General features: G+C 40.3%; 28 protein-coding genes. 1 reads left to right on the forward strand and 27 read right to left on the reverse strand.

What is annotated here, in order from left to right; translation table 11 throughout:
- Position 1: 1 nt before the first annotated feature.
- The 21 genes from AC6JAD_RS08035 to rsmA all read right to left on the reverse strand — a co-directional run bounded on the left by AC6JAD_RS08035 (position 2) and on the right by rsmA (position 15,014).
- Entirely contained in the window at positions 2-379 is a 378-nt protein-coding gene (locus AC6JAD_RS08035) for a cupin domain-containing protein (RefSeq protein ID WP_461304723.1), read from the reverse strand.
- Positions 380-407: 28 nt separating this feature from the next.
- Positions 408-1,586, reverse strand: coding sequence for an acetyltransferase domain-containing protein (locus AC6JAD_RS08040; protein WP_461304724.1), 1,179 nt, complete (start codon positions 1,584-1,586; stop codon positions 408-410).
- Between the two features lie 3 nt (positions 1,587-1,589).
- Positions 1,590-2,315 carry a hypothetical protein gene (locus tag AC6JAD_RS08045; RefSeq protein WP_461304725.1) on the reverse strand — a complete coding sequence of 242 codons (726 nt, stop codon included), beginning with the start codon at positions 2,313-2,315 and terminating at the stop codon, positions 1,590-1,592.
- Between the two features lie 105 nt (positions 2,316-2,420).
- Positions 2,421-2,783 (reverse strand): DUF1304 domain-containing protein, encoded by a 363-nt coding sequence (locus tag AC6JAD_RS08050; protein WP_461304726.1) that lies wholly within the window; start codon positions 2,781-2,783, stop codon positions 2,421-2,423.
- Between the two features lie 52 nt (positions 2,784-2,835).
- Positions 2,836-4,251: an MBOAT family O-acyltransferase gene (locus tag AC6JAD_RS08055; protein WP_461304727.1), complete on the reverse strand. Its 1,416-nt coding sequence runs from the start codon at positions 4,249-4,251 to the stop codon at positions 2,836-2,838.
- A 2-nt stretch (positions 4,252-4,253) separates the two neighbouring features.
- Positions 4,254-5,291 carry a hypothetical protein gene (locus AC6JAD_RS08060; protein ID WP_461304728.1) on the reverse strand — a complete coding sequence of 346 codons (1,038 nt, stop codon included), beginning with the start codon at positions 5,289-5,291 and terminating at the stop codon, positions 4,254-4,256.
- Positions 5,292-5,540: 249 nt separating this feature from the next.
- Entirely contained in the window at positions 5,541-6,443 is a 903-nt protein-coding gene (locus AC6JAD_RS08065) for a GNAT family N-acetyltransferase (RefSeq protein WP_461304729.1), read from the reverse strand.
- A gap of 3 nt (positions 6,444-6,446) precedes the next feature.
- Positions 6,447-6,938: a DUF6428 family protein gene (locus tag AC6JAD_RS08070; protein ID WP_461304730.1), complete on the reverse strand. Its 492-nt coding sequence runs from the start codon at positions 6,936-6,938 to the stop codon at positions 6,447-6,449.
- A gap of 15 nt (positions 6,939-6,953) precedes the next feature.
- Positions 6,954-7,277 carry an ArsR/SmtB family transcription factor gene (locus AC6JAD_RS08075; protein ID WP_461304731.1) on the reverse strand — a complete coding sequence of 108 codons (324 nt, stop codon included), beginning with the start codon at positions 7,275-7,277 and terminating at the stop codon, positions 6,954-6,956.
- A gap of 83 nt (positions 7,278-7,360) precedes the next feature.
- Positions 7,361-7,744, reverse strand: coding sequence for an NINE protein (locus tag AC6JAD_RS08080; RefSeq protein ID WP_461304732.1), 384 nt, complete (start codon positions 7,742-7,744; stop codon positions 7,361-7,363).
- A gap of 47 nt (positions 7,745-7,791) precedes the next feature.
- Positions 7,792-8,178, reverse strand: a complete 387-nt coding sequence (locus AC6JAD_RS08085) for a VOC family protein (RefSeq protein ID WP_461304733.1) — start codon at positions 8,176-8,178, stop codon at positions 7,792-7,794.
- Between the two features lie 12 nt (positions 8,179-8,190).
- Positions 8,191-8,598, reverse strand: a complete 408-nt coding sequence (locus AC6JAD_RS08090; protein WP_461304734.1) for a DUF1801 domain-containing protein — start codon at positions 8,596-8,598, stop codon at positions 8,191-8,193.
- Positions 8,599-8,602: 4 nt separating this feature from the next.
- The gene (locus AC6JAD_RS08095) at positions 8,603-9,058 is read right to left on the reverse strand and encodes a DUF1801 domain-containing protein (protein ID WP_461304735.1); all 456 of its coding nucleotides are present in this window, start codon (positions 9,056-9,058) and stop codon (positions 8,603-8,605) included.
- 7 nt (positions 9,059-9,065) lie between these two features.
- Positions 9,066-9,572 (reverse strand): DUF4199 domain-containing protein, encoded by a 507-nt coding sequence (locus tag AC6JAD_RS08100; protein ID WP_461304736.1) that lies wholly within the window; start codon positions 9,570-9,572, stop codon positions 9,066-9,068.
- 96 nt (positions 9,573-9,668) lie between these two features.
- Complete coding sequence (locus AC6JAD_RS08105) at positions 9,669-10,088, reverse strand: LuxR C-terminal-related transcriptional regulator (RefSeq protein ID WP_461304737.1); 420 nt, start codon at positions 10,086-10,088, stop codon at positions 9,669-9,671.
- Between the two features lie 26 nt (positions 10,089-10,114).
- Positions 10,115-11,113, reverse strand: coding sequence for a T9SS type A sorting domain-containing protein (locus tag AC6JAD_RS08110; protein ID WP_461304738.1), 999 nt, complete (start codon positions 11,111-11,113; stop codon positions 10,115-10,117).
- A gap of 68 nt (positions 11,114-11,181) precedes the next feature.
- Complete coding sequence (locus tag AC6JAD_RS08115; protein ID WP_461304739.1) at positions 11,182-12,117, reverse strand: 2-hydroxyacid dehydrogenase; 936 nt, start codon at positions 12,115-12,117, stop codon at positions 11,182-11,184.
- Between the two features lie 4 nt (positions 12,118-12,121).
- The gene (locus AC6JAD_RS08120) at positions 12,122-12,487 is read right to left on the reverse strand and encodes a cupin domain-containing protein (RefSeq protein ID WP_461304740.1); all 366 of its coding nucleotides are present in this window, start codon (positions 12,485-12,487) and stop codon (positions 12,122-12,124) included.
- Positions 12,488-12,500: 13 nt separating this feature from the next.
- A complete protein-coding gene (locus AC6JAD_RS08125; protein WP_461304741.1) occupies positions 12,501-12,893 on the reverse strand; it encodes an acyl-CoA thioesterase in 393 nt (130 codons plus the stop codon).
- The gene (gene mgtE, locus AC6JAD_RS08130) at positions 12,893-14,242 is read right to left on the reverse strand and encodes a magnesium transporter (protein WP_461304742.1); all 1,350 of its coding nucleotides are present in this window, start codon (positions 14,240-14,242) and stop codon (positions 12,893-12,895) included. The genes AC6JAD_RS08125 and mgtE overlap by 1 nt, the downstream gene beginning before the upstream one ends.
- Positions 14,220-15,014, reverse strand: coding sequence for a 16S rRNA (adenine(1518)-N(6)/adenine(1519)-N(6))-dimethyltransferase RsmA (rsmA, locus tag AC6JAD_RS08135; protein ID WP_461304743.1), 795 nt, complete (start codon positions 15,012-15,014; stop codon positions 14,220-14,222). The genes mgtE and rsmA overlap by 23 nt, the downstream gene beginning before the upstream one ends.
- 212 nt (positions 15,015-15,226) lie before the next feature.
- Between rsmA and AC6JAD_RS08140 the strand changes: the two genes are divergently transcribed.
- The gene (locus AC6JAD_RS08140; RefSeq protein ID WP_461304744.1) at positions 15,227-16,831 is read left to right on the forward strand and encodes an OmpA family protein; all 1,605 of its coding nucleotides are present in this window, start codon (positions 15,227-15,229) and stop codon (positions 16,829-16,831) included.
- A gap of 58 nt (positions 16,832-16,889) precedes the next feature.
- On the opposite strand, the gene AC6JAD_RS08145 is transcribed toward AC6JAD_RS08140, so the two are convergent.
- The 6 genes from AC6JAD_RS08145 to pth form a co-directional block, all read right to left on the reverse strand.
- Positions 16,890-17,207: a DUF4286 family protein gene (locus tag AC6JAD_RS08145; protein ID WP_461304745.1), complete on the reverse strand. Its 318-nt coding sequence runs from the start codon at positions 17,205-17,207 to the stop codon at positions 16,890-16,892.
- A gap of 43 nt (positions 17,208-17,250) precedes the next feature.
- Complete coding sequence (locus tag AC6JAD_RS08150) at positions 17,251-19,032, reverse strand: tetratricopeptide repeat protein (protein ID WP_461304746.1); 1,782 nt, start codon at positions 19,030-19,032, stop codon at positions 17,251-17,253.
- 77 nt (positions 19,033-19,109) lie between these two features.
- Entirely contained in the window at positions 19,110-20,381 is a 1,272-nt protein-coding gene (gene serS, locus AC6JAD_RS08155) for a serine--tRNA ligase (protein WP_461304747.1), read from the reverse strand.
- 61 nt (positions 20,382-20,442) lie between these two features.
- Positions 20,443-21,780 carry an HTTM domain-containing protein gene (locus AC6JAD_RS08160; RefSeq protein WP_461304748.1) on the reverse strand — a complete coding sequence of 446 codons (1,338 nt, stop codon included), beginning with the start codon at positions 21,778-21,780 and terminating at the stop codon, positions 20,443-20,445.
- Positions 21,773-22,705, reverse strand: coding sequence for a bifunctional riboflavin kinase/FAD synthetase (locus AC6JAD_RS08165; protein ID WP_461304749.1), 933 nt, complete (start codon positions 22,703-22,705; stop codon positions 21,773-21,775). Before AC6JAD_RS08165 ends, AC6JAD_RS08160 begins: the two co-directional genes overlap by 8 nt.
- A gap of 1 nt (position 22,706) precedes the next feature.
- A complete protein-coding gene (pth, locus tag AC6JAD_RS08170) occupies positions 22,707-23,339 on the reverse strand; it encodes an aminoacyl-tRNA hydrolase (protein WP_461304750.1) in 633 nt (210 codons plus the stop codon).
- Between the last annotated feature and the right edge of the window lie 54 nt (positions 23,340-23,393).

Raw genomic sequence — 23,393 nt, forward strand, 5'->3', positions numbered from 1 at the left:
ATTATTTTGGTTCAACAATTAAAAAAACAGCAGTGCTGTCACCAATGTTAAGGACTTTATGCCATTCGATCCCATCATTGTAAAAATCGGTACCCGTAGGAACATTTACTTCTCTTATGCCCGTAGTGTCTTCAATCCTGAATTTACTCCCAGCCAAGGTATATCCGAAATGTCTCGCATGCCAATGTTTTTCATGGCCCACTCCTGGGGGAAAGGTGCATTTCAGCACCCGAATTTCTTTGTTGTCCACAAGTTTTTTGCAAACCGACTCTCCTTCCCATCCTGCCTCTAAAGGATCGGGGAGGTCGTTTTTAATGCCACAACTCGATAGCATAAGAACGACGAATGCAAAGCAATATGGGAAAGAGGTTTTTGGCATATCCCAAAGATAGGGTATAACATTTCTTCTATAAGTAACTAAGCCATTTTTTGTGTTTGTTGTCTGCCTTGTACTTCATGTATTTTTTACAAATTGGATAACAGATGATCACTACTCCAATCCAAACCAAATAAACCACTCCGAGCGAATATCCATAGTTGGCCAAGTCCGGATTGGTAAAATTTTCCTGGGTAAAAACCATTAAGGTCCAATCCTTGCCCATTGCCACCAAAGCTAATAAGGCTGCAAGGTGTAAAACCAGCATATGGAGCAAATAGTAAAAGAATGGCACCCTTCCGAAAACAATAAAAAAGTTGGAAATTCGGTTTTGGACTTTTTCAATACCTTTTAGGAAAAGGAAGGCAGGACCTAAGGTAATGAGGAGAAATGCCAAGGATGGTGGGTATTTGGCCACATTAAAAAAGGATAGAATTGTATACGTTGTATTTTTCTGGATGGACCAAGGAACCAAGTCACCATATATATTGAGGCCACGTAGCACAAAGAACAATGCAATAGATGTTAGTCCCAATCCCATTAACCATTTTTGTCTAAACTTTGGGTTGCTCCCTTTTTTATAAAGCTCACCAAAGACGTATCCCAGGGACATAACACCCACCCAGGGAATAATTGGGTAGGAAATGCTGACCCATCTCGATCCGAGGGAAGTAAAGGAAAGTTCATGTAAGAAGGCCCAAAAAACACCTAATCCGCTATTTTCGGAAGTAATAGAATCGAGTGCATTGTGCCCAAAAACCAATAAAAGGCCAAACACAATAATGGCTTTTTTCGGTAAATGAATGAGTCCTGCCAATAAGATCATACATATTCCTATGGCCCACAATACTTGAAGATTAATAAAGCCAAAAGACGGATCGAACCACCAAAGGAAGGTGTTAATGGTAATTTCTATAATGATGAGCCAAAGACCTCGAGTCCATAGAAAATAGGAGAGTTCTTTTTTGGTTCTCTTCTGTCCGTACAAATAGGCAGAGGTGCCGGCTAAAAAAATAAAAACTGGAGCACAAAAATGAGTAATGAAACGAGTGAAAAAAAGTAGAGGGGTGGTGGTGTCCATATTAGCAGGATCGCTCGTCATGCCGCCAAGATGGTAGAAATCCCGAACATGATCCAATGCCATTAATACCATCACTACTCCGCGTAGGATATCTATGGATTGAATTCTATGGGATGCTACTGTATTCATTTTTTATTCTTCTACTTCTGAAACACCTTGTAGTTCTTTTTCTATTTCTTCTTTAGTTGCGTCAAGAAGGTTTCCAAGAGTCAACAGGTAATCTACCTTGGTTATATCTGTCTCAATTTTCAGGTTGATGAGGTTTTCCAGTTGCATATCATCAAAAAATTGAGAAAAGTCCTTGGTTTCATTAATGGCTATCATTTTACGGCCTTTCAACATTTGGGCATAATTTAAATGCCTAACCATATAGGGTTCAATAAGGGTGTTAAGCTGGGTTTGGGCATAATCATCCACCTTGTTCCCGAAACTAAGGGAACGTTTTAGTTTTAAAAGGAAATCCTTGAGCGTCAAATTTTTAATTTTAGAGGCATACCCTTCTTCAAGAAATTCGCTTGTTGCTGGCATCTCATAAGCGACGGTGATGACGTTGGAGATGCCCCTCAAGGATTCATAGAGTGTTTGAATGGAATCCTCGTTTTTAAGTTGCAATAATTGTAGGGATCGTTGGTTCCTGCCCACGATAATGGAGTCTATAAAGTGAGCCTTACCATGAACTAGCTCACTGGTTGTTCTCAATTCTTCCAATATGCCGCTGTATTTAGAGGCGATCTCCTTGTTCTGTATTCTCTGGGCGTTCCAATTGTTTACTTGCAAAGCCAAAAGAATACCTATCATAACTAGGGCTATTTCCCCTAATGCATATAAAAGGTATTTTGAAATTTTGTTTTCTTTCAAGTGGTTTTGTCTAATTCGACGAAAAAAGTGGATCATGACAAATGATTGGACTAAATATATAAAAATTAGCGGCTTGCCCTATTTGTATGGAAAGCAGATCAGGTGTTACGAGAATAATAAAAGTGCAATAGCAATAAGTGCTGGCAACGCTTGAAAAAAGAATATTTTTTTATGTGCCGTAAGTGCACCATAGATACCGGCAACGGCAACACACCCAAGAAAGAATAGTGAAATATTTACCTTCCAGATGGGATCATCAATGAAGAAAGTCCAAATCAATCCAGCGGCCAGGAATCCATTGTAAAGCCCTTGATTGGCTGCAAGGGGTTTTGTAGGTTCGAATAGTTCTTTGGGGAACCCCCGAAATATTTTCCTTCCCAAGGTAGTCCAGGCAAACATCTCGAAATACATAAAATAAAGATGTAATGCCGCAACAATACCAATTAAAATTTGAATGGCGTACTTCATAAAGTAATGTCTCCTATAAAGATACTATAATATCCATAGATAGGCAGATCCTTTAAAATTGAAAGTAAATAAACTGCTCACCACTGCCCTGGGAAATGACTATTAAAAAGAACAAAAGCGCCCAAAAGAACCCAAAAACCCATGGGTTTGTTTTTTCGGAAACCTTTTTCATGGAAGTGTTTCTCATTACCCAATGGCAAAGAAAAAGCCCAATAATTACTACAAAAACCTTAGCTATGTCGAAGGTGTACAGTACCTTTTTCCCGTCCTCATTAAGGAAGAACATGGAAGCAAGTAGGTTTTTGGCGGTGCCAAATTCCCTAGCCCTAAAGAACACCCAGGTAATATTAACACAAGTATAGGTGAGTAATGCCAGAATGATACCATTCCAAGCGTTGATCTTTATGTTAACAGAACCCCGAAGAAGGCGTTCAACGACCAAGTATATTCCGTGAAGTGCTCCCCAAGCTACAAAGGTCCAGGCTGCACCATGCCATAAACCACCTAGCAACATGGTGAGCATAAGGGCAACGTACATTCGTGTAATGCCGTGTCTATTTCCTCCAAGTGGGATATACAAGTAATCCCTTAACCAGGTGGATAGCGAAATATGCCAACGACGCCATAGATCTGAAAATCCGATTGCGGCGTAGGGATATCGAAAATTGTCGGGTAAGTGAATACCCAAAAGTAAGGCAATCCCGATGGCACAGGTTGAGTACCCGGCAAAGTCGAAGAAGATTTGCCCAGAAAATGCCAATGTTCCCGTCCAAGCATCCAAACCATTCAAAATATCTTTTGATCCAAACACTTCGTCTGCTGTACCAGACAATAGGGTGTCGGCTAGTACCACTTTCTGAAATAGCCCAATTGTTAAAAGGAATAGGCCCCATAAGAACTGTTGGGTTGAGGCCTTCTTTTCATGATAAAACTGTGTAATTAGGTCTTTTGCCCTCACAATGGGTCCAGCGACCAGTTGCGGGAAAAAAGTAACGTAAAGGGCAAAATCCAGAAAGGTTCTGGCGGGTTCTATTCTTTTATGATACATGTCTATGGTATAGGACATGGTTTGAAAGGTGTAAAAAGAAATACCCATCGGTAGGATAATGTCCATAGGCCTTGCGGTATATTCAATTCCGATGACATGTAAGAATGAGGTGAAGTTTTGCAATAGAAAGTCTCCATATTTGAAGAAGGCCAAAAAGCCTAGGTTCACAGTCATACTTAACAAGAGCCAAAGCTTTCTTTTTCTTTTATTTTCCAGTACTGCCAGTTTTTTACCAGCGGTCCAGTCAACAACGGTCGAAATCCAGAGGAGAACTACCAATGGGGGGTTCCAAAGCCCATAGAATACATAACTGGATAGCAATAACATTCTTTTTTTATGCGTCCAACCCAATAATTTGGAATAATACAATGCCAATACAATTACCAGAAAAACAACGAAACTTAATGAATTAAAGAGCATAACTATTCAGTTTTAGAATGGGTTAATACTCCGTCTTTTTTCAAAATAGAAATAAACTCAACCGTGAAAAAATCGGCATCCTCTTTCGATAAATGCGACCACTCCGGTAGGTTTAAATCCCTAAATTGAGGGTAGTCATCATAGTGATAGGATTTGAGCCGTGATCTAAGCACCAAGGAATCCCAGAATTCGGTTCTTGCAGAGCCTATAGCTTCTATTTCTTTAAACCATCCACTTGAGGGGCAGCGAACCAATATGATTTGCCCTCCTTTTTGCTGAAATTTCTGAGCATAATCTAGAAAAAATGCCATGGTGGAGGCTTTATCAGGAGGCGGCCTGTCTCCGGACAGCATGTCTTGCCAAGCTAGTTTAATGGTATTGGCATAAGCTGTGTCGTTTGTGGCCCTTTCGAGCATTTGTACATTTCTATCAAGCGATACATCTTCAAACTGATAAAAGGGTGCAGGGACTGGGCCAGCGCGCTCTCCTTTGCGTTGATGTATCAAAAGGGTTTTCAGATCGACGTCCGAATCCCAGCTTTCATCCGCAGCCATAATGAAGGCTAGGTTATGTTGCAAGGGAATGGATAATTGGTGATTTAGGCGTTGCGCATAAGTGCGATCCCTGAAATAATCTACTTTGCTTTGAGCCCTTTCCCATGGTGGAGCCTTAGGGAAAGTAGTTGAAAAGAACAGGCCGGAAGTGACCCCAACTATAATGGTTCCCGTATAGTCGGTATTATCTACGATGTCCCGCAAAATAGGTAGTGGGGACGAACCTTGAACAGCAAGCATTACAGGATCCGTTCCCGTATGCTTCCTCCATAGATCATTCTGAATGTCGAACAAAATTCGGGAAGAACCTATAAATACAACCTGATCTTCAGTAGGGTTTTTTAGTTTGGCTCTTTGAATGGCCCAAAGATCCTTATTGTCATCAATATTGGGAATTCGTCCTTGGGACCGCCAGTACATTTCCCATGCCACAACTGAGAGAAGACCCAAAGCCAAGGCTAGAATAAACGATTTACGCAAATTCATTCAGCACATTTTTAGCAATGCCATTAGATTTCAATAATAGAACCCTATCAATCACATAAAATTAGAGGAGGAACAAGACCGGAATTGCTGCCTTGTGTATGGTAATAATGATTAAGCATTGATTAGTTAGTTGTTATAAAGGTATGGAAATTAAATAGATGACATGTGAAGGAAAATACGTATCCCTATCTTAGAACAACTCCCTAAGCTAATTTAGTTCAGCATTTGAATACCGCCGTACCAGACAAACTATAAATTGTTGGAAACAAATGTCTCGCAGTATGCCTTTATTTCATCCCTTGCTTTTTCGAAAGCCGCATGTTTTTCATCATCGGAACCTTCTACTTTTGAAGGATCGAAAAAATTATGGTGTAGTCTAACTGCATTTGGTGCTGCAATGAACGGACAGTTTTCGTTTGCATGATCACAAACGGTAATTATGAAATCCCAGGCGATTCCTTGGTATTCGTCAACATGATTTGAGGTATGACCCGTTATATCGATATGATCCTCTTTCATAATAGCTACTGCACCTGGATTGAGTCCATGGGTTTCTATACCTGCAGAATAAATGTGAGCCTTATCGTTTGCCAAGAGGTTTAAATACCCATGGGCCATTTGACTCCTACAACTGTTTCCTGTACAGAGGACAAGAATATTTTTCATATAATTGATTTTTTTACTTCTTCTTTCCATTATAATATTGTCGTACCAAATGCCATTCCTTTGAGCCACTTTTTCCCTACTGCCAATTATTCGGAATCCACATTTCTTATGCACCTCTATGCTCGCTTCATTTTGGGGAAATATGGCTGCTTGCAACGTCCAAAACCCCTCTTTTTCACTTGCTTCAACAAGGTGTTGCAAAAGTTTGTGGCCTATTCCTTTGCCCCTTGCTTTCTGAGAGACATAAATAGTATCCTCTGCGACCCCTTTGTATACTTCCCTTTTGGAAACGGCACTCAATGCGCACCAAGCCAATATTTCATTTTCCTCAATAAAGACATACCTACAACTAGATAAGAACTTTTGGTTCCAGGTGTTCCAATCTGGAACTTCAGTTTCAAATGTAGCAATCCCTGTGGCGAGGCCCTCGGCATAAATGCGGGCTACCGCAGGGAAATGCTCTTTATGTAAGGAACGTACGATCATGTTTTAGCAACAACCACCTCCGGGAGCGCAACACGCTTCTGCACTTTCTTCGCTAACAGTTTCCGGCACTCCACAAGTTTCCTTTGCCTTACAATCGGTTTTTTCGACGGCTAATTTAAACACTAAGTTCGTTCCGTGTATTTCATAATCGTTAACAAATAGTTGGGCAGTATGAAATAAGGAATTGCCATATTCGAACTTAACCTCGGATGACAAATCATAAGACTTCATCCTCCCGACCTTATTCAGTATACCAAGTGCTTTGTAGGTAGACATATACTCGGTCTTTCCGAGTTCTGACGGACTTTCCCAAAGCTGGACGACAGTTTCGTTCCAAGCATCGGAATTGGCACCACAGTCTACCGAGTCTATTTTTATATGTTTTACCTCGGTGATGTGGTAATTTGCACCCACCAATTGATTGGGTGCGTATTCAAATAGTAGTGATTTATCTTGATGGGCTTTTAACAGCTCGAATAACTCTTGTGTCTTCATAATATAAAGATTTGATTAACAACATTTTTCTTCGGTCGTTTCAAAAAAGTCCTGAAACAGTTCTTTTAGGGCAGAGAGTTTGTCCTTGTTAATGGTATACAGCTGACTTTTACCAACAAACTTGCTCTTCAACAATCCAGATTTCTTGATTACTTGAAGGTGCTGCGAGGTAGTAGGTTGTGATAATCGTATGTTCCCTGCGATCTGCATGCAGGAGCACCCCTCACAATCGCCTATATAATTGAGAATTGAGATACGTGCTGGATGCGAAAGAACTTTTGCCAAATCGGCAAGTTGATTGACCTGAACTGAATGTAAAAAACGTTTTGAAATTCCCATAGTTATAATTTATATATCGCAATATTACGATTATAAAATGAAATAAAAAAGCCCTTGATCTTTTTTTCAAGGACTTTAACGTTTTAGAACCAAGGCTTTTTACCTACTTGATACGTTTGGTAGAATTCATCATCGCTCTTGGTAAGATATATGATACCTTCAATAATACCAATGATACCCCCAATTCCGCATAAGAATGAAAGTAGAATTTGAATGATACCTTCTTTATTATAACCTAGGATAAATTTGTGGATACCCAAACCACCTATTACGATGGCCAAGATACCTGCAAGGATTTTTTTGTTTTCACCACTACTGGTTGCTTCGTTCCAGGTTTCTTTTATCTCTTTGGCTGCTTCTTCAACCGTTTCCTTGGCCTCTTCGGCAAATTCTTTCGCCTCTTTAGCAGCTTCGTTGGCTTTGTCTTTTAGGTCGTCGCCAAAGTTTTTGTTCTCGTCTTCTGACATATTATGTTGGTTTGATAATTAGTGAGTTATAAAAGTAAAAAATTATTTTATAAAAACGCACTATCCACTGGCTCCCAAAGTTCAATTTTATTTCCCTCGGGATCCATGATCCAACCAAATTTCCCGTAGTCGTATTCTTCCATTTCACCAACTACCGTTACCCCTTCTTCTTTCAGTACTTTTAGCAGTTCTTTGAGGTTCTCTACCCGAAAGTTCATCATGAATTGTTTCTCACTTGGGCTAAAATATTTGGTGTCCTGGGCGAAGGGGCTCCATTGGGTAGAACACTTTTCACCATTTGCGTCCCTCCACCAAAACGTCCAACCGTATTGATCTGTTGGGATACCCAGATGTGTTTTATACCAATTTTTAATTCCGTCCGGATCCTCTGTTTTAAAGAAGAACCCTCCTAATCCTGTTACTCTATTTTTCATGTGTATATTCTTTTACCAAGTGTTCATTTTGTCCATAGAACTTCGCAAGAATTGGCGAAGTACCTTACCATCAATATCTTTCAATCGCTTTATATATAGACAGGACTTACCTGTTTTGTAGCTGCCCAATCGTTCCATGAGTTCTTTTTCCCCTTCAAAACCACTCGTGGCATATATGGTGATATTTTGTTTTCTGGGTGAGAACCCAATTTTGTACCATTCACCTTGAGTGCCTGTGTTTTTGTAAGCGTACTTTCCAAATCCAATAATGCTGTTTCCCCAGATTTTCGGTGGCTCCCCAGAAACTGTGGTCATAATATCCAGCAACTCGAGAAAATCCGGAAAACGCTCCTCTTCTTTAAAGGACTCTAGAAAGGAGAGTACATCATCATCGTTCGGTTGTGTTTTTAGGGTATACATTGCATTATTTCTGACGGGCGCTTTCGTATGTGCCTATCCATTCTTTCACACTCATTTTTGTACAGAGCTCTGCAATGAGATCGTAGGGTATGGCATCCACTTTTTTGAATCGAACACAGCTTTTTCCCATGTCCAATTTATATTTAGAATGCTTCGGAAATTCGGAAACAAACCAATCCAGTAGTTCTTTTTTTGCATAAATACCACTATGATATAGAGCGACAAAATTCTTTTGGGAAGCAATGTTTATGAATGGAAGAGGGTCCTTTGGATTGCAATGGTACCCGTCCGGGTAGATAGAATGGGGTACATAGAACCCAATCATTTTATAGGTGATTCCCTCTTCGTAACCTTCTGGAAGGTTTTGTTTTACTATTTGGCGCAGCTTTTCTACTGGGCCTTTGCGATCTTCGGGTAGCTGTTCAATGTATTCCGCTACTGTATTTGCGTCGTATTGCATATGTTGATTATTTACGTTGTAAAATAAGTCCTGAAATTAAGGAAATGACCAATCCCATCATAACTACGGTCGAAAACATGATAAATGCCATAAACCCGGAACCACCATATTGAGCCATCTGTTCCTTCAGCATTTTGCTTTGGGCTTCGTATTCTGAAGGTGATAGGTTCACTTTCATATCGGCCAACATTTTGGTTTCGTATTCAATGGCGAAATCTGGGTTAATAAGTGTGGTATAGATGTAATCGATAATACCGAATCCCAAACCAGCGAAAAGTGAAATAAGCAAACCTATGAGCAATGCCTTGCCAAAGGAAATTTTACCTTCGTTCTCATGATCCCTATAATGACGAATGCCAAAAAAGACGAAAATGAGCGAAAGCCCCATAGATACATAACCAATAACTTCCTGTACCGAATAATCCAGGTTTTTACCTACTAGCAAGGCCAACAGGAAAATGCCTGAGGCCATAAGAAGGGAATACGTTCCGTACTTTAAGATTGTTTTTTTCATGATTTATATTTTGGTTTGGTCAAAAGTAAAGAGGGCACTTAGAAATGCACTCATACTAAAGTACCAAATTCCCTCATACTTTAGTAGGAATCGCCATTATACGATGATATTTAGGGATTTGGCTTTTTGAACGGCCTGGGTGCGTCGTTTTACATCCAATTTGGTAAATAGGTTGGAAACATGGGTCTTTATGGTACTTTCGGAAACGAAAAGTTGGTCCGCAATTTCTTTATTGGATAGACCTTCTGAAATTTTAGACAGAATTTCATATTCCCTCTTACTAAGTCCCAACTCCAATATTTTTTGATCGTCCAGCTTATTTTGGACAATATCTTCCGAAGATTTATTCTGAGCCTTTCGATTTATAAAAACCCCAATGACGAAAAATAAAATAGCAAAAACAGCGATGACTATTTCTATTCGCATGTTACCTGAGGCAATAGAGTATTTGCTCAATTGAAACAAAGAGAGCAAAACAATAATAAGTGCGCCAAAAACAAAAACGGTTTTTTTCACACCTAAAAGTAGAAAAAATTCGCTATTTATTCTTTAAGAAATCTTTCGGTAAATGCTGTTAGGCTATTTTCATCCTTTAGTTCAAGAAAATAAATGCCAGTGTTAATTTCTGAAATAGGAATGCGTTGGTTTTGTACTTTTCCCCGAAGTGCCAACTTCCCTTCCAAAGTGAAAATGGAATAGGTAAGGGGCGCTTCATTTAGGATCTGAAAATGCAATGTGGAGCGTACTGGATTTTCGATTAGGTCAATGCCATACGGGTTAAATTCTTCAGTATTCAGGCTACATACAACGGTACCCAGTGATTCTTGAGGGCAGCTGGAAGCCATGTACTCTGTCATGGTAGCACCGCCATATACCTGCCCCGTTTGTGCGACCAAATCCGCTAATAGTTCATAATCTTCCGATTCCAGGTCGTAGCGATATAGCTTTGCAAATTGATCTAACGCATAAATTGTATTGGTTTGGCAATCCTCGAAATCATTGACGAAAGTCCATAGTAATGGAACCGAACAACCAATATTGATCCGTTCGTTGCCGTCATAGGCCTTTATAAAGTCATTCAAGAACCCTGGATAGACCAAATTCCCTTTATAAAACGTGTAATCTCCGGGAGAAGAGATATTATTATCTACGAAAGTGGTCACACCAGTATCTAGGTTATAAGAATACAACTCCTGTGCTAACCATCTGCTTGTGAGGAGCTCGTTGTTAGCGTTGCATACCAAGGAGGTGTAGGAGTCCCCTTCCGGGAGATCGGCCACTGGAATAAAAGTTTCGCCCACCAAATCAATTTCTATGATCGTCCAATTATTTGTAACCCCGTACAAGCGACCATCTGGCGAGAAAGCCAAGTCGGTAATAAACCCTGCCTCGGAAATGGGTATGGTAAATAGGTCTGTGACCGAAAGATCACTTACATCAATGATTTTTATATCGTTTACATTATTAACGATATACAATTGTTGCCCAAAACTACATGTAAAAAATAGTAGCGCGAGGAATACTGTGCCTAATGTTTTCATGTTGGTCATAGTGGTGATTTCTAATAATAGAACAATTTAAACTGCGAAATCCCTACTAATCAGATAAGTTACGAAAAATGCTTCAGAATCTTTTCAACAATGGTTTGAGCCAGTTTTATTTTGCTTTCAACGGTCCATCCAGCCACGTGCGGACTTAAAATAACATTGTCCATTTGAAGCAGTTCTTGAAATTCAACCGGCATTTCTGAAGAGAAAAGAGACTCAAAGGACAATTTCTCATATTCTAGCACATCTAATCCTGCTCCTAGGATTTTACCTTCTTGCAAGGCTTTTACCAAATCTTTGGTCACCACGCTTTTTCCCCGGGCTGTGTTAATGAGCCAAAATGGTTTTTTAAATTGATCGATGAATTCTTCGTTTACCATCCTATTGGTTAAAGGCGTCCAAGGAGTATGCAGACTGACTACATCGGACATTTCCTGAAGGGTTTTTAGGGAAACCTGAGTTGCATTTTTGTTGCCAACATCGTTTAAAATATCATAACAGAAAACGGTACAATTAAATCCCTTGAGCTTTTTGGCAAAGGCTTTACCCATATTGCCGTAGCCAATTATTCCAATGGTTTTACCATCCAATTCTACGCCCCGATGTGCCTCCCGTTCCCAGGTACCCGATTTGATACTTCGATCTGCGGAATTGAGTTTATTGAATAGTGAAAGCAACATTCCCAGTGCATGTTCGCCCACAGCATTTTTATTTCCTTCTGGTGCTGAAATGAGTCGGATGCCCTTTTTTTCGGCATGCGGAATATCGATACTCTCCAATCCCGCTCCAACCCTAGCAATGAACTTCAGGTTTTTAGCGGCATCCAGAAATGTAGCGTCTACATTGAACCTGCTACGTATCACAATACCGTGGTAGTCGGCTATAATTTTTTCAACAGCTTCTTTGGGAGCTATGTATTCTTCGGTATTTTGAAAACCAGCGTCTTTTAACTGCTCAATAAGTAGGGGATGGTTTTGATCTAGGTGAAGAACTTTCACTTTGTCAGATTTTAGGGTATTCGGTTTGGGTGCGTTCATGACTTACGTCGCCGGTGTGCTTTGTAGCTAATTTTTCGAATAGAAGCAAATGTACTTCTTCATCACCTATGCTTTTAGGACAGTGTTCCACACCTTTCGGAACCACAATAATTTCTCCTTCGTTAACGATTTCCACTTTGTCCCTAAAATGCATTTCTAAAGTACCTTTCTGAACATAAAACAGTTCATCTTCCTCCTCATGTTTATGCCAGACAAATTCGCCTTTAATTTTGGCAAGAATCACCTGCATGTCATCCACAGTGGCAATTTGATGAGGGTGCCATTGCTTCGAGAACTTCCCGAATTTCTCTTTAACGTTAATAGGATTCATAGCTTTCTAATTTTCAGAACAAATTACAAATTTCTTCGGGAATTTTTGTGGGTTTTAAACTGCTTGCGTCCAGAAAGCACCATAGGGTTTTGGCTTCGACCATGACTTTCCCCGAATCTACATTTTTTATTTCGTAACGGCGTTCACTTTTGACCCCTTCAGAAAAAGAGACCCAGGTTCGAATCTCCAGCACATCACCTTCGAAGGCAGATGCTTTATAATCGATTGTATGACTAAGTACGTACCAAATGTATTTCGAACGAATTTCTTTGGAGGCGTTTTGCTCCCAATGGGATTCCGCAGCATCCAAACACCATTGTAGATAGGCAATGTTATTGACGTGCTTTCTCACATCGATAGCCGAAGATGGAACGGTAAATCGATGTTTGAAAACTTTGTGATCCATTAAAAACCGAGTATTAGTTTTGAAATATAAAAGAAGAGAAAGATTCCGAATATATCATTACTGGTGGTGATAAAGGGTCCCGTGGCAATAGCCGGGTCCACCCCTCTTTTATCAAGGATGATAGGGACAAACGTGCCAACCAAGGCCGCTACAATAATGACACAAAGCATGGAAATCGCAATGGTTAAACTCACCAATTGGTTAAGTCCCGCTATGAAACCAAATAAAATGACCAGTAGCCCTAGGGCAGCACCATTTATAAGTGCCAGTCCTACCTCTTTAACTAACCGATTTAGTAAACTTCCTTTTATGATGTCGTTTGCCAAACCCTGTACGATGATTGCACTGGATTGTACTCCTACATTACCTGCCATGGCAGCAATTAAGGGAGTGAAAAAGAAAAGGATAGGGAATTTGCTCAACGCTTCATCGAATCCTTGCATGATATACACACTGCCCAATCCACCAAACAAGCCTAGTACCAACCATGGGAGACGGGCGCGGGTGAGTAGCCATACATTGTCGTCGGCCTCTACGTCCTGCGAAATACCCGCGGCTAACTGATAATCCTTTTCGGCTTCGTCCTTTATGAAATCTACAATATCGTCAATGGTAATACGCCCCATTAAGATTCCCTTTTCATCTACCACAGGGATCGCTTCCAGATCATACTTTTGCATGATTCGGGCCACTTCTTCATTTTCCGTATGAACGGTCACATAATCTACACGCGGGATGTAGATGTCGCTAATATGGGCTTTTTCGGAGGCGGTGAGCAAGTCCTTTAATGATAATCGACCTTTTAATAATCCGTTCTTATCCGTTACATAAATGGAATGTACCCGTGTCACATTTTTGGCTTGTCTGCGCATTTCCCTCACACAGCCTGCTACTGTCCAGGTTTCTTTTACCTGAATTAGTTCCTTTGCCATGAGTGCTCCAGCGGTATTATCATCGTATGTAAGAAGTTCGACAATATCTGCAGCATGCTCCTCATCTTCAATTTTATCGATTACCTCTAATTGGATGTCCTCATCTAATTCGGCAATAACATCGGCCGCATCATCCGTGTCCATTTCTTCCAGCTCCTTTGCAATTTCCTTGGGCGAGAGACGATCCAATATTTTTTCCCTAACATCTTCGTCCACTTCCATAAGGGCTTCCGATGTAATTTCACTTTCTAGGGATTGTATAAGGAAGGTGGCGTCATCTGACTTAAGCTCTTCGATGATTTCCGCAATGTCAGCAAAATGAAATTCACGGAGCATTTCTTTTAACCCAAGACCATCCCTTTGGGCAATGAGATGCTCAATGTGCTGAACGAATTCATCTGTGAGTTGAAATGCCATCGTCCTGTATTTTTTGGGTGAGATTTATAAACTCTGTAACCGAAAGTTGCTCGGGACGCTGGGCAAATATAGTATCTTCTTTTAGTTTATCGGACAGATTAAAACTTTTTAAGCTATTTCGAAGTGTCTTTCGCCGCTGTTGGAAAGCTGTTTTCACTACTTTGAAGAATAAGGATTCGTCGCATGACAGGCTGTAATTTTCTTTCCTTGTTAGCCTAAGAACACCACTATCTACCTTGGGTGGCGGATTAAAAACCCCTGGTTTCACCGTAAAAAGATATTCGGCATCATAGAATGCTTGGGTTAGTACTGACAATATGCCATAGGTCTTGCTTCCCTCTTTTTCGCAAATACGTTGTGCTACCTCTTTCTGAAACATACCGGTAAATTCTGGAATGCGATGACGCCATTCTAATGTCCTGAAGACTATTTGGGATGAAATATTATATGGGAAGTTGCCTGTAATGGCAAAAGGAGCTTCATCAAATAATTGAGCGAGATCGAACTTCAAAAAATCCGCTTCGAGAATTGAAAGATTCTCTTCCGGGTAATGCTCATTTAAGTACGCGATAGACTCCGTATCTAAATCCATAGCAATGACCTCTAACGGTTTCTTTATTAGATACTTGGTAAGTATTCCCATACCTGGTCCAATTTCAAGAACATGAGTATACCCTTTCAAATTGAGGGTGTCGCCAATTTTTTCAGCAATCCGCTCATCATGTAGGAAGTGTTGCCCAAGGTGTTTTTTTGCTCTAACTGAATTTTGCATATATTTTCAAAGGTAGCGGAATTACTTGTTTTTATTGGTGTTAACAAGGGAAGTATTATGCTTGCATAAAAATAGCTTTTCTAATTTGAAATTTCAAAATCGTTGAAATTTACACTTCAACGAATAAACATACACTTCAACTAAAATATGTAGGAAAATTCCTTTTATGGATTAGATTTGCTTGAATCTAACATTGTCAACCTCATCTCACCATGAGAAATTTTATCCTCTTCTTCATTGCGCTTTTTAGTTTAACAAACCCATTGAATGCGCAAAGTTCTGCTAACACAAACACTTCATCTGAAATAGCCGATGCCTCCTCCGAGTTCAATCTTAATGATATTGGAGATAATGGTTTTAAATTCGAAACCCTTACGACAGGGATCAATTCCAAATATGCCGATTATGGTTCGGGATTGTTCATGGATAAGTTCATTTCTTTCTCTGCTCGAAAGATTGGCGCCTTGGCTCCAAAAGATCGTGCTACGAATGAACCCTTTACCAAATTGTACTGTAGTGATATTCTAGAGAATTATGACCTTACCAGGCCATTGCTTTTTTCCAGTATTTTGAATAAAAATGAGAATCTAGGGACCGTTTCTTTTTCAAAAGAGGGAACAGTAATGTTCTTTACTAAGAATATAGAAGGTAATACCCAGCATTTCCAATTATATCGTGCCGAACTTAATCCGGAGAGACAGGGAGAGTGGTATAATATTACTGCACTTCCATTTAACAGTGATGATTATTCTGTGGAAAACCCACATCTAAGTAAGGACGGGAAGACGTTATATTTTGCATCGGACATGCCAAGCTCTAAAGGAGGCTACGATATTTTCAAGGTTGATGTGAAGGGACCAAACAGCTATGGTGAGGTACAACCTATTGAAGGCTTGATTAACACAGAGAACGACGAAAAATTTCCACACCTATCCTATGATGAGAAGTTCATGTTCTTTTCTTCTAAAGGCCATGATAATATTGGAGGATTCGATGTGTTTAAGTCCCGTCGAACAAAAAAGGGATATGTAACGATCTTGAACCTCGGAAATACTATAAATACACAGAAGGATGAGGTTGCTTTTGTGCCCGCTACAGAAAGAATTGGTTATATCACTTCCAACAAAGAAGGGGGTTATGGCAATTACGATATTTATAGGATTACCGAATATGTCCTAAAACAAACAGTACGCGGAAAAGCAGTGGATTTCGAAACAGGGATTCCCTTGGCAGATGCTGAGGTGAAACTGATCGATACCGATGGGACCGAAGTTGGGAATATGATTACCAACGAAAAAGGAGAGTTTAGTTTTCCATTGTCATCATTTGAGTACTACACCATAGTTTCTGGGAAGGAAGGATTTTATAAAGGATCTACAATCTTCAATACGGATAACAAAACACCCGAATACGAAGCCGATGTCACGTTGAAGGTAATTCCTGCACCGATCGTGGTAGAGGAAGAGAAAAGCTATATTAAAATTGATAATATTTTATTCGATTACGATAGCGCCAAGATTAAGGAAATTTCCAAGATCACGCTTAATAAAGTGGTCGCTACATTAAATGAGAACCCCGAGATTTCAGTGGCATTGGGAGCCCATACCGATTTTAGAGGGAATGATGCTTACAACATGAGCCTTTCTGGAAGACGTGCAGCCTCTGCAGTGAAGTACCTAGTATCTAAAGGAATAACCGAAGATCGCCTAACTTGGAAAGGTTACGGAGAATCGGAACCTGTTATTGATTGTAACCCCTGTACAGAAGAAGAACATGAAACCAATCGTAGGATTGAGTTTATAATAATGGAAAACTAACTAACCAAGTTATAAATTCCAGAATCCCCGCAAGAACCCGATAGGAACCCCTGTCGGGTTATTTTTTTTGGAATTCTGCAATGACCTCCAATTCTGTTCGGAAAGCCACAAATTTTCCTTCAAAAGGTTTGCTCTGTGCGCGCAAGTTAGGAGCATCCTCTTTATAGTACCTGTCCAAAGTTACCTTACTATCGGTTGTGTATTGAACAGAATAGGTAATACCGCCCATTTCCTCTTCCACCTGAACCTTGGTCATGAGGGCTTTCGAAAATTTACCGGTGTTCAACATGGCTGGAATGTGCTCTTTCTGCATCCATTCTAGCCAAGTATCATGAATGCTTTCCTCTATATTAATGGTAACGCTGTAGATATACAATGGAAGTAGAATTATTATTTTAGGTTTTCAGTTGGAAGGTTCTTTAGTTTATTTCATCACCGCGGAGCATTCTGTAACGCTTGCGTGCTTCGACAAAATAAATACTATCTGCAAAATTAAAGATAATCTGTTCGTAAAGATCCTTGGCTTTTTGTGGAAGGTCTAATTTATCTTCATACAATTTTGCCAAGCGGAAATGCGCATCATCGGCTAAGATATCCTCATTGTAAAATTCGATTATTTTACCGTAGTTGATTTCGGCCTTTGCAAAGTCACCCAATAGTTCGAATACGGCACCTTGTTTTAATAATGCTTCATCTTCGATCTTTTCACCTTTATGGTTTTCAAGGATATCATCGAACAAAGTGATCGCTTCCAAGTTTCGGTTCTGAAGCATTAACAAATCCGCTTGCGCAAATTTCTTTAGGGCAATTTGTGTTGAGTCTTCCAGCGAGTTATCCCTAATCATTAAGGCAAGCTCCATGGCATCATTTGCAATAAGCTGGGAAGCGGACTTTTTCAATACATCCAATTGTACCAAAGACCAGTCGAAATCCCCTTTGTAATAACTTGTTCGCGCCACTTTAAACCTGGCTTCCTGCGCCAGACGGTCATTTTTTACCTTTTTCTGAACTTGGGAATAATAAATAAGTGCCTGATTGAATTTTTCATCGAACACCAGGATATCGGCCAATTTCAACTTAATTCGGGACTCTTTGTATACCGAAAGGCTCTCTTTCGAAAGTTTTTTTAAGTTATTGATTGCCTCTTCCTTTTTTCCAAATTTGAAAGCCAAAAATTCATTGTAATCCAACTGTAGGGCATAGGTGTCGGGCCCATAACCAAATCGATCGAAGAGATCCAGAAATTCTTTTTGAATGTTTTCGTAATCACCCTCTTGAGCCAATTTTAGCTCAATGTGCATAAGGTATTTATAGCCAGAGATTTCAGCGTTCGGTGTGGTTGCTTTTTCTATGAGGAAGTTGGCAACCTCACGGGCATCTTCGTAGCTTTCTTCATCCATGGATATTTGTAATAGATCGATAATGCCACGCAAATCTTCCCCCGTTCTTTTATAAATGGCCTTCTCCTGGGTAAATGCTTTTCTGAAATCCTTTTGTTGAATGAATAACCAACTCAGCAACTCATTGTATAGGATATCTGGAGTGCCTTGCAATCGTTTCAGCAATGTTTTCCTGAGTATGATATTGGCTTCATTATTTGGATCTTCGGTTATGTAAAAACTGAAATTACGCTGAGCCGAGGGGCGATAGGCCACATTGGTCTGAATAAGATCTATGTACTTTTCGAACATTTGCTCTAACTTCCCCTGTTCCCCATAAATCTTAGCGAGTTGGCCATTGTAATCCCTAGTGGGATCAATCTCCATGGCTCTTTCGTATACCGCTGCAGCTTCGTCTAAAAGGCTGTAGTTGCCAAAAGTCCTACCCACCACATATGCATATATTGGATTTTCATCAATAGACCTAATGGCTTTTTCATATTGAATGGAGGCAAGGCTATCCTTACCCTGTAGGGTATAATTATGCCCCAATTCTACCATGTACTGCGGATTCTGTCGTCGTCCGCTCAATTTTTCGAGTAGGACTTCCTGAGCTTCATCATATCGCTCAAGCTGCTGGTATGTTTTTACCAAGTATTGAAACTGACTATTGTTTCCAGGGTTTTGCTTTACCAACTTCTTGAATATACTCAAAGCCTTTTCGTATTCCCCTTGTTCAAAATAATTCTTGGCCAATCCTTGGCTTTGGCCAAAGGAAATATGGGTAAATAGAAATAATAAGGCTATAAGTACAATTCGCATGGGATAAATATACGCAATAGAGTTCTTAAAAATATCTCAAATATTGAGCCGTTTTCCCAACGCAGGAAATCTTGTACCTAGTCAATGATATCGAATCCGCAATAAGGGACCAAAACTTCAGGCACTTTAATTCCATTGGGGGTTTGGTAGTTTTCTAAAATACCTGCGAGAACCCTGGGTAAAGCCAAGGCACTGCCGTTGAGGGTGTGTACCAATTTGTTTTTCCCATCCGTATCCTTGAAACGAAGTTTCAAACGATTCGCTTGGAAGGTTTCAAAATTGGAAACAGACGAAATCTCCAGCCAACGATCTTGAGCAGTTGAGAATACTTCGAAATCATACGTCAAGGCAGCGGTAAACCCTAAGTCCCCACCACACAAGCGAAGAATGCGGTAAGGCAATTTCAATTCGCGAAGGATTTCCTTTATGTGATCTACCATTCCATCTAAGGCCGCGTAACTAGTATCTGGATGTTCAATACGCACAATTTCAACTTTGTCGAACTGATGCAGTCTATTAAGCCCTCTAACATGTGCTCCATAACTACCAGCCTCGCGACGGAAACATGGGGTGTAGCCGGTGCAGGTAATGGGCAATTGATTGTGCATTAACAGATCACCACGAAAAAGGTTGGTAACGGGAACTTCGGCAGTTGGAATAAGGTACAGGTCGTCCATACCCACATGGTACATTTGCCCTTCTTTATCGGGTAACTGCCCAGTGCCATAACCACTAGCTTCGTTTACCAAATGGGGAACTTGGTATTCCGTATATCCTGCAGACGTGTTCTTATCTAAAAAATAGGCAATTAATGCTCGCTGCAATCGAGCACCCTTCCCTTTGTATACGGGAAATCCGGCACCTGTTATTTTAACACCTAATTCGAAATCGATCAGGTCGTATTTTTTGGCTAGCTCCCAATGTGGTAAGGCATCGTTTTCCAATACAGGAATATCTCCCTCTAGGTACACCTCTTCATTATCGTTTTCATCTGTACCTGCCGGCACCAATTCATTAGGAATATTGGGAAGCGCGTACAATGCCTCCTTAAGTTTGGACGCAGCCTCATTTAATTGCTGTTGCAGTTCTTTGCTTTGCTCTTTTAATTGAGAGGTTTTCTCCTTAAGCAGGTTGGCTTTTTGAGTTTCCCCATTCTTAAAAAGTATACCAATTTCCTTAGAAAATGTATTGGACTGCGATAGGGTTTCATCCAGTTTAGCTTGAGTGGCACGTCTTAATTCATCAAGGGACAATACTTCGTCCAGTGCTTCATTGGCGTGTAAACCTCTTTTGGTTAGTGCCGTTACATATGCTTCTTTATGGTCGCGAATGTTCTGTACGTGTAACATTTTCGTAAGGATTTTAAGAGCGCAAAGTTAGGGAAAAAGAGGGTGTGAGCGAAGTTTTGGTTTATTCTTTTTCTGCCTTGCTGTGGTAATCTGCAGGGGAAGGTAAAATCCATTCATGATGTTGAAAGGGATGCCATTCTTCCTGTGCCAAATCTACTTTTGGGTCGATAAGAGGATGGTACACACCACCATTAATTTTCACTTTACAATTGGCAAACACGGCTACATCATTACCTTTTTCCAGTTCAATAGCATGGATTCGTTGTGCCAGTTGCCAAATAAGATCGGGCTTGGTCTGCACGTTTCGTTTCTGTTTTTTAGAAAGCATTTCCTTGTACGGATATTTGGTGCGCTCTCCAGTTTCCTTGTCTTCTACCCAAACACTCAATAAGCCTGAACGTGAGCGAAGCATCATGCGCCAGCTAAGCCGATGTCCTTCTTCGGTCCAAAGCACGTCATCTGTAAAGAACCAATGCCGAAGGGGAAGTCCGATCTGAAAAAGAAAATAAATACTGAACACCAAAATGGCTGGTTTTGCAATTGAAGAGACTTTTATATCATTCCCTTGATAGACTTCGCGTTTTAGCTTACATCTTTTTATAAGGGTTTCAGAAGAAAAGAAAAAGAAAGCAAAAGCAATAGACATATAAGGAAAAATCCCTATTTGGAATACGATAGAATTAAAAAGATGAAAGAACAAGGAAAGGCCAAATGCCAAAACACGGGTCCTTTTCCATATAAACAATGGGATGATTAAAAGGTCGAAAAGCAGTCCAAAATAAGCAATACTGTAATGTACCCATGTTTCCTGGAGCAAATTACCAATGAGCCAATACTTTTGCTTTCCAAGCATGAGCAATGCAGGTGCTTTTAAGTTAAACCAATCCGGATACATTTTGGCAATTGAGGCATAGGTGAATACAATAAAGACTTGAAGAATCAATATGATTTTCACCCATTGGGGCATGGATAGCGATCGTAACGAAGGCTTTCTTTTTACATCCAACGAAAGCCAGCGGTTAGCCGGTAAAAACACCATGATCCAACAGAGCAGCATCATTAAATAGTAATGATTGTTGTACGAGGTTTTTTGCATGAGATATACGCTGGTCCACATAAGTGCATAGCAGAACATAGCATAACGATATCGATATCCCAGCATTACGCAAACACCCAAAACCCCAAGTACAGCGAAGTAGAAATACATGCCCATTCCGGGTAAAGGTTGTAGGAAGTCGAAACCAATAAAATTAAAAGTAAAGTCGGGCTCAACAAGTGTTCTGCGCACCCAACCTGTGGCAATCGCGCCGAAACCTTCAAGAGCGATGAGTAGGCCAAAGGCAATGCGCCAGAGGACTAATCCGGTATTATCAATATGCTTAAAAAGGAAACTATTCATGATCCTTCAAAAAATTCCTAGCGAATTGTTCATCATCCTTAATGGCACTTACCAGTTCGTCCAGCGATTCGAAATGTGCTTCCTCACGTATGTGCGTAATGAACTCTAAGGTAATGAATTGGCCATATAAGTCACCTTCAAAATCCATGAAAAAAGTTTCGATTGTAGTTTCCTTTCCACCCACTGTTGGGTTGGTTCCAATACTGGTTAGGCCATAGTGAGGGGTTCCATTAATGAAAGATCGCACCAAGTAAACCCCTTTTTTGGGAATAAGCTTGTAATCTTGATCTACTTTTAAATTGGCAGTTGGGTACCCTAGGGTTTTTCCAATCTTTCTTCCATTGGCAACAAGGCCTGATAGTGGGTAAGCGTACCCAAGATATTCATTGGCGGTGGTGATATCCCCTTCGCTTAGGGCATTCCTGATTTTGGTCGAACTAATAGCTACATCGTTCAATTCCTGAGCTGTGATATCCTCTACCTGAAAACCATAGGTCTCGCCGTATTCCTTTAGGTTGTCGATGTTGGCAGTTCTATTCCTTCCAAATCTATGATCGTAGCCAATGATAATGTGTTTGGCATTCAACTGATTTACCAATATATCCCGAACATATTCAAGGGCTGTAAGCCGAGAGAATTCCTTGGTAAAAGGTTCAACCACCATATGATCGATCCCCAAAGATTCCAGAAGCTCCTTTTTTTCGTTTAGTGTGTTAATGAGCTTAAGGTTCGTGTCTTTTTGCAGTACCATTCGTGGATGCGGAAAGAAGGTGAGAAGGACCGCATCTAATCCTTCTTGCTTGGCTAACTTTACAAGGCGTTCAATAATAGCGGTATGTCCCAAGTGTACGCCATCGAAAGTGCCGATGGTCACGACGCATCCTTTTTCGTTATGGTAAGCCAATGCCGAAGTGTATTCCTCCAAATTATTTTCCGTTATAGGAGTTCATGGTTATTTGTAATCCTGCCAAACCGAACGATTCTATGATTTTGGCGGCTGTGTCCAATCGTTCGTTTATTTTTTCTTCTTCCTCTTCGTTCCATTCACCAAGCACATAATCTACTTGCCTTCCCTTGTTAAATGCATCACTAATGCCAAAACGAAAACGGCTGTATTTGGTCGTTTGCAGGACATTTTGAATATCCTTCAAACCATTGTGTCCGCCATCACTTCCTTTGGCCTTAACCCTAAGGGTGCCAAAGGGGAGGTTGAGGTCATCGGTCACCACCAAAAGGTTTTCCAGAGGGATCTTTTCCTTTTCCAGCCAATATTTAACGGCTTTTCCACTCAAATTCATATAGGTGCTAGGCTTTAAGAATAAAAAAGTTCGCCCTTTTTTCTTAAAGGTAGTAACATCTCCAAGTTTAACGGTTTCCCAAGTGAGTTCATTTTCTTTTGCCATATGATCCAACACCCTAAAGCCAATATTGTGACGGGTATTTTCATATTTGGGGCCGATATTTCCCAGACCTGCAATGAGGAATTTTTTCATAGGATCGCCTGTGGTAAACGGTTTGTTTTTTTCTGAAACAAAGAGTGATCTAAAAAAGGACAGCATTCCTTCCGTTATTTTTGGTAAAAATAAAAAAAGCATCCCGAACATGGGATGCTT

Source organism: Aureisphaera sp. (genome assembly GCF_059726885.1).